This window comes from Bacteroidia bacterium (genome assembly GCA_025056095.1).
GTDB lineage: Bacteria > Bacteroidota > Bacteroidia > JANWVE01 > JANWVE01 > JANWVE01.
In genome coordinates this window covers 1-7,199 of record JANWVW010000143.1, presented here as the reverse complement: position 1 = coordinate 7,199, position 7,199 = coordinate 1, and the positions used below count along the sequence as shown (strand labels likewise).

7 protein-coding genes and 1 pseudogene are annotated in these 7,199 nt (G+C 36.2%); 2 read left to right on the top strand and 6 right to left on the bottom strand.

The window, feature by feature from the left end:
- The 6 genes and pseudogenes from NZ519_10115 to NZ519_10090 all read right to left on the bottom strand — a co-directional run.
- A partial coding sequence (locus tag NZ519_10115; protein MCS7029103.1) for a glycosyltransferase family 2 protein occupies positions 1–845 on the bottom strand: 845 nt, incomplete at its 3' end.
- Entirely contained in the window at positions 842–1,987 is a 1,146-nt protein-coding gene (glf, locus tag NZ519_10110; GenBank protein MCS7029102.1) for a UDP-galactopyranose mutase, read from the bottom strand. The genes NZ519_10115 and glf, both read right to left, overlap by 4 nt.
- Positions 1,988–2,108: 121 nt before the next feature.
- Entirely contained in the window at positions 2,109–2,936 is an 828-nt protein-coding gene (locus tag NZ519_10105; GenBank protein MCS7029101.1) for a glycosyltransferase, read from the bottom strand.
- Positions 2,933–3,220 (bottom strand): hypothetical protein, encoded by a 288-nt coding sequence (locus tag NZ519_10100; GenBank protein ID MCS7029100.1) that lies wholly within the window; start codon positions 3,218–3,220, stop codon positions 2,933–2,935. The genes NZ519_10105 and NZ519_10100 overlap by 4 nt, the downstream gene beginning before the upstream one ends.
- A 30-nt stretch (positions 3,221–3,250) precedes the next feature.
- Positions 3,251–4,255 (bottom strand): annotated as a pseudogene (galE, locus tag NZ519_10095) (UDP-glucose 4-epimerase GalE).
- A gap of 13 nt (positions 4,256–4,268) precedes the next feature.
- On the bottom strand, positions 4,269–5,204 hold the full coding sequence (locus tag NZ519_10090; protein ID MCS7029099.1) for an SDR family oxidoreductase: 936 nt from the start codon (positions 5,202–5,204) through the stop codon (positions 4,269–4,271).
- A gap of 945 nt (positions 5,205–6,149) precedes the next feature.
- On the opposite strand from NZ519_10090, the gene NZ519_10085 reads away from it, so the two are divergent.
- Complete coding sequence (locus NZ519_10085; protein ID MCS7029098.1) at positions 6,150–6,590, top strand: ATP synthase F0 subunit B; 441 nt, start codon at positions 6,150–6,152, stop codon at positions 6,588–6,590.
- The gene (locus NZ519_10080; protein MCS7029097.1) at positions 6,587–7,081 is read left to right on the top strand and encodes a hypothetical protein; all 495 of its coding nucleotides are present in this window, start codon (positions 6,587–6,589) and stop codon (positions 7,079–7,081) included. Before NZ519_10085 ends, NZ519_10080 begins: the two co-directional genes overlap by 4 nt.
- Positions 7,082–7,199 lie beyond the last annotated feature (118 nt).

Here is a 7,199-nt window from a genome sequence, read left to right as displayed (position 1 = left end):
ATGGCTAAACTCCAGTATCTTCTTTTATCCTCACATACCTTACGGGCTAAGTATCCTATATAATTTCTAAAGTGAAGGTACAATTCAAGCTTATTGAGACCGTGAGAATTTCTTTTAAGCTTTTTAACGAAGCATATGTCTTTTATGTATAGAACATTCGTCACTTTATTTATCATATATCCATAGTATGTATCATCATAGTATAGAAAGAATTTCTTCTCTGGAAGCCCTACAATACTCACAACAGACCTATGCAATAGCATTCCTTCAAAGCACCCGTAATTTATATATGTATACTGCTTCATTTTTCTAAAATCTTCACTTTTCTTGAGGTAAACGAAGCCTGTAGCGATATCCAAAATACCTTCAAATGGAAATATTTCACCGTCTATAGTTACCTTCGTTGGATGCATGCACAAACCCAAATGTTTATAACTTAGTTGCTTATGTAAACCATCTGGTAAAGGTTCAACATCATCATCCATAAGCCATAACCAATCGTAGCCTTTTTCGTAAGCTCGCTTTACTCCTTCATGAAAACCACCAGCTCCTCCAGTATTCTCGTGCATACGGACATAGTAAACTCTTATCTCTTTACCATCTACAAGATTTTCTATCGTAAACTCTTTTTCCCAAGGCTTTGCTAAATTCTCAGGTGGTAATTCGTTAATATAACCATTTTCCTTTAGAAACTCTGGTGTGCCATCAGTGGAAGCATTATCAATTATGTAAATTCCCTGCACGGGTCTTGTTTGCCTTCTTATGGCTTCCAAGCATTCAAGTAGTAATTTCTTCCTGTTATATGTCACGACAATCGCGCATACTGTTTCTCTATCCTCATTCATTTTACTTTCTCCTCAAAAACTTCTAAGGCTCTTTTGACTATGTCATCCATATCATAGTATCTATACTCTGCAAGTCTACCGACTAACACCAAATTATCAAAACCCTTCGACATTTCATAATATATCTCATACCTCCTGCGAGCATCTTCGGTAAAAAATGGATAGTATGGCGTCTTACCCAATGAATAGTCCTCTGGATATTCTATTGCTATTGTAGTCTTTCTCGTATCTGCGGGATGTATATGCTTAAACTCTGTTATCCTCGTGAAATCATAGCTATTTGGATAATTAACAGATGCGGTTTCTTGGTAATACTCCTTGTCAATAACCTTAAACTCAAATCTTAAACTTCTATAGTCAAGCACTCCATACTTGTAGTCAAAAAGCTCATCAATCTGCCCTGTAAAAATCACCATGCCTTTAAACTCCTGACCCATAAAATAAATCTTCTTTGTCTCAATGTCTATTCTCATTACCTCTTTAAAATCGGTATTGAGCATTAGTTTGATGTTTGGATGGCCCAACATCCTTTCAAATATTTTCGTATATCCTTCTGATGGGACTGCTTGATATTTATCATTAAAATATCTATCATCCCTACCAATAAAGATAGGTACTCTTGCTGTTACCTCTGGGTCAATCTCTTCAGGCTTTTTACCCCATTGTTTAGATGTGTAGTTTAAAAAAACCTTTTCATATACATAATTTGCTAAAAATTGAATATCAGGGTCGTTTATCTGACGAAGTTTAAGTATTGGCACTTTACTACCGTATTGGTAATAAGATAGTAACTTATTTTGTAATTTATTAGATAAGTCTTTTGGGAAGACCATATCCATTGAATTAAAGTTAAAGGGTATAGGCACCTTTTTACCGTCAATGAATGCTAACACCCTGTGATTGTAGTAATGCCAATCGGTGAAATTTGATAGATAGTCAAACACTTCTTTGTGGTCTGTATGAAAAATATGAGGACCATATTTATGCACAATGATACCGTTTTCGTCTTTGTAGTCAAAGCAGTTGCCTCCTATGTGGTTTCTTCGCTCAATGATAAGGACCTTCTTGCCTAATTGAGAAGCTATTCTCTCTGCAATCACAGAACCTGCAAAACCAGCGCCGATGATGATGTAGTTAAACATAGTAAATTCCTCCTTAATAACTTGTTTGAGCTTTTTTACGCTCTTTTTAAAAGTTTTTTAGCCCTTTTTATAATAGAAGGTAAAATTGGTTTAAAACTCCAAAAATTCTTCTCATAGTATTCTAATACCTTCTTATTAACTCTAATTGTTTTATTTTTTCCATATTAATAAATTTGAGTAAACCAGATAATGCGTAAAAAACCGAATTAACTCCTTCATGTCTAGATGCCATCATATTCCAAAATAACACCCTGAACATGAGTAGAAATTTTTTAAAACCCGTATAATACCTCCACACAATCCATAATTCATTTCGAGTAGTCAGAGTTCTTAATCTTTTAATACTCCTATTTTTTTTAGATGCCCTATGAATTACCACACATTTGCTGAAATATACTATCTTAAAGCCTTGATCTAATGCTCTAATTGAGTACTCCCATTCATTAGAATACAAAAACATTTCTTCCGCAAAACCACCAATTTTATTTATTAGATCTTTACGTATCAGAGCTCCACAGTTGATAAACCCAATGCAATCGTCTAGATCTTTCCAATGGTCTGTAGTAAATGGACCTCCGACTATTTTACACGCTAATATTCCGATATTTTTGTTATTTTCCAAAAAATTAATGGCTTCAATTAAACCAGTTTCGATATGACTATCGTCATCTAAAACCAAAAAATAATCTCCCTTTCCTGCTTTAAACCCTTCATTCCACCCTGCTATACCGATATTTTTCTCTAGTCTAATAACCTTAACTTCAGGATATTTTGTTTTAATCATTTCATAAGTGCCATCCGTAGAAGCATTGTCTACTACTATTACTTCATATCTATCTTTTGGATATTCCAAATTATAGAGTATTTTTCTTAGTGTAATGTCTACTTCTTCTTTTCTATTGTAAGCAAGAATATTTACTGTTACAAAAGGAAACTGATTAGAGTTCATGTGGTTACCTCCTTTGTCGAAACATATTCATTTGTACAATATCTAAAGAAAGCATTTATAGATGCATTACCATCCACTAAACCTTCTGGTTGGGGGATAAGTTTGACCTTTGAAAAATTTTTTGCCATGTATTCAAAAAAGGCTATATCTAATTTATCAGTAGTGTTTACCCAAATATCCCATCTATCAACAATGTCGTCAGTTAAAACATAAGATGCAAGAAGTTTCATATACCGCCTTCTACCCGCAGGAGTAACGCACACTATGTTGTAATTCTTATACATTCAAATATCTCCTTTTTATAATGAAAATATTCAATAAACTTTAAACTTTGAATAAAGTATTTGATGCCAATTCCAGGCAGTCCTTACCATGTTTTCTATATCACTATACTCTGGATCCCACCCTAACTTACTTTTTATCCTAGCGAAGTCAGAAATTATGATAGGAGGATCTCTAGGTCTTCTTTCCCCAATTATTACTTTTATATCTCTTGAAGTTATTTTGGAAACTATCCTTACTATCTCCATAACAGAGTAACCTTTTCCGGTTCCAAGATTGAACACATCACTCTCACCACCATTTAGAAGATAGTCCATGGCAAGCATGTGTGCCTTTGCTAAATCATTTACATGTATAAAATCTCTTACGCATGTCCCATCTGGTGTGGGGTAATCATTTCCATATATGGTGAAACTCTCTCTTTTTCCTATCGCCACATCTAAGAGAAGTGGTATTATGTGAGTTTCAGGGTCATGCCACTCCCCAATTAGTCCGCTTGGATCTGCACCTGCTGCATTGAAGTATTTTAAATTACAAATTTAATACCATAGGCTTCATCATAGTCTTTTAGTATGTGCTCTATCATAGCTTTAGTTCTTCCATACGGATTAATAGGATTGAGATTTTGGTCTTCTGTGATAGGAATTTTTTCTGGAATACCGTATGTTGCACAACTCGATGAAAATACCAAAAATTTAACTCCGTTTTCTAACATAACTTTTAGTAAATTCAAAGTATTGACAACATTATTGTAATAATACTCCTGAGGTTTCTTAACGGACTATCCAACATAAGCATATGCGCTAAAGTGCATTACAGCATCTTTTTTATATCTCCTAAAGCATAATCTTATTTGTTCTATGTTTGATAAATCTCCTAAAATAAAATCACCCCATCTAACAAACTCTCTATGACCGTAAATAAGATTATCGAATAATAGTGTTATACTTTCCACTTTCATTTAAAAGCTTGTTAACATGAGAACCAATATACCCTGCACCACCAACTATAAGAATATTAGGTTTATGATATAACATGTCCACGCTTACCTTAAAACAAAACCTTTTTAAAATACTCTATCGTTTTCATCAACCCTTCTTCTAACGGAGTCTTAGGCTCCCAGTTAAGAAGTTTTTTTGCCAGAGTTATATCTGGTTGTCTTCTTGCAGGATCATCCTTCGGCAAGGGTCTAAATTCTATCCTTGATTTTGACTTAGTGAGCTTTAATATTAACTCTGCAAGTTCAATAATAGTAATTTCATAAGGGTTTCCTAAATTAATAGGACCTGTTATTTCATCTGGAGAGTTCATAAGTTTAATCAATCCTTCAACCATATCATCAATATAACAAAAACTTCTCGTTTGTGAACCATCTCCGTATACTGCCAATGGTTCTCCATGAAGAGCTTGAAATATAAAATTACTTACTACCCTTCCATCATTAGGATGCATTCTTGGTCCATATGTATTAAATATTCTGGTAATTTTTATCCTAAGATTGTGTTGTTCATGATAGGCAAAAAAGAGGGTTTCTGCGCATCTTTTTCCCTCGTCATAGCATTCCCTCGGACCAATGGGGTTTACATTGCCCCAATAGGTTTCTGGCTGGGGATGGACCTGTGGATCTCCATATACCTCAGAGGTAGAGGCTTGCAGGATTTTTATCTTAAGCCTCTTTGCTAAACCAAGCATGTTTATTGAACCATACACAGAAACTTTAACTGTTTGCACTGGATCAAACTGATAGTGCACAGGAGATGCTGGACAGGCAAGATTGTAAATCTCATCAACCTCTACATACAAAGGAAGGGTGATGTCGTGCCTAATAACCTCAAAATGTGGATTATTAAGAAGATGCAAAATATTTCTTTTTGTGCCTGTGTAAAAGTTATCGACGCACAGAACCTCATTTCCCTCATTTAGTAATCTTTCACAGAGATGACTCCCAATAAATCCCGCACCACCTGTAACTAAAATTCTCTTCATTTTATCTACTGTGTCCAATGTATAACCACCTGAAGAGTTTTATGATTCCTCATGAATACAATCTCAGATTTTGGGATGTCTGGATATCAAGCTTTAGAGAACACCTTTTGGACAAAGCACTGGTTTAACGTCCTGTCTAGCCTTTTGTAGAATTATCTACCGAAGATCTGATACTATATACTTTCAGGTAAAAACGAATGAAAATTAAGAAGTTTTTGTTCACTATATGGGGATAAAATGTGCCGTGTCCAGTAAAGGTTTCAATATCCTCCATAACACCCCCACATCCCCTACTCACCACCTACCCCCATAACCCATCTACATGACCATAACCTCAACTCACCTCACTATCATTCCTATACTATCATTACTTAAAAGCTCTTTATAATAACCTTGAAACATTAGCTCCTTCCGCATGTTTTCAAACTTCACATCGCTCACATACTCACCAAGCTCGCTTGAATGACGAAAATAAACCAGTGAAGTCAAGGATTATGACAAAGCCTTGTGGTAGGTCTTCTGGCTTATCTGGCAAATGGTCAGAGTGAAAGTCTTCTATCTCGTTATAATTTTTCCAATCTCTCTTCATGGGGGAATACTATCTCATAAACCTAATACTGGACAAAGCAGATTGTCGCATATTGAATTGCTTTGTCTAAAAACACTTTCTTATGCTTGATACTTAGCAACTTCGGAATTTGAGCCTGACTATGCGAGAATTCGTAAAACTCCTATGAATTAGGAACGAGAGGTTTATTAGACAGTTAGGTATCATTCCTTCAATCTCTCTTCGTGGGTTAATATCATCTCACAGGCTTAATATTAGACACAACACACTACTCTTTACAACGTGCAAATTATAAACACCGTCTCTTTCTGCCTTGAAGGAATTTAAAACATTCTCTTAATGTTTAGATTGTGTTATAATGTTCTTAGGAGGCTTTCATGGATATACAGCAAGCTATGTATCCTAACGCTACCTTGTTTATACAGGCAGTTCTTTTCCTCGTGTTCGTGGCTCTTGTAAGAAGCCTGCTGATAAAGCCATACTCTCAGGTTATAGAGGAAAGGGAAAGCATTGCTCAGAGGAACATGGAAGAAGCGCTCAAGTTAAGAGAAGAGGCTCAGAAGTATGTGGAAGAGGCTAACGCCATATTAGAAAAGGGAAGGAAGGGCTCTCACAACATAGTGGAAGAGGCAAGAAGGAACGCAGAGAAGATAAGGGTTGAAATCCTCACCAAGGTGGAATCCGAAACGCAGGAGGAGATATTAAAAGCTGTGGAAGAAATAAGGAAAAGCCTTGAAGAGGAAAAAAGGAAGATGGAAGAGAGGGTAAGAGAGGTAGCTGAGCTTATAGCCACTAAAGTCGTGGAGGAAGCGGCATGAGTGAAGGACATCACACTTTGGAAATCATATGGAAAGGGCTAAACATATTAGCTTTCCTGGGTATAGTTTACTACTTTGGTAAAAAACCCATACAACAAGCCTTTGAAAAGTACTTTAGCGAGTTAACAGAAAAGCTCGTAAGCTCAGAGAAGGAGCTGGCGGAAGCTCAGGAAGAGCTTAGAAAAGCTAAAGAAAACCTGCAAGACGCTCAGAGAAGATATCAGGAGCAGATAAAGCTCTCTCAGGATACCGCAAAGGTCATAGTGGAAGAAGAGGAGAAAAAGGCAAAGGAAATAGCAGGAAGGATAAGGGAGAGAACCAAAGAGGTCATAGATATAGAAGTGAAAAAGGCAAAGGAGGAGCTCCTGCACTACGGAGCTGAAAGGGCGCATGCGTTGGCAGTCAACATCCTAAAGGAGAGATTCAAGGAAGAAAAGGTTCAGAAAGCCTACATAGAAAAGTATCTCAGAAAGCTGGAGGCTGAAAGATGACCACAAGGCATGATGTGATAAGAAAGATAGCTAAGCTTCTTGTGGAGAAAACTCCCAAGGAAAAGAAAGAGTTTACAAAGGTATCGGAGCTCCTCCATCTTCTTTACAAGCTCTACAG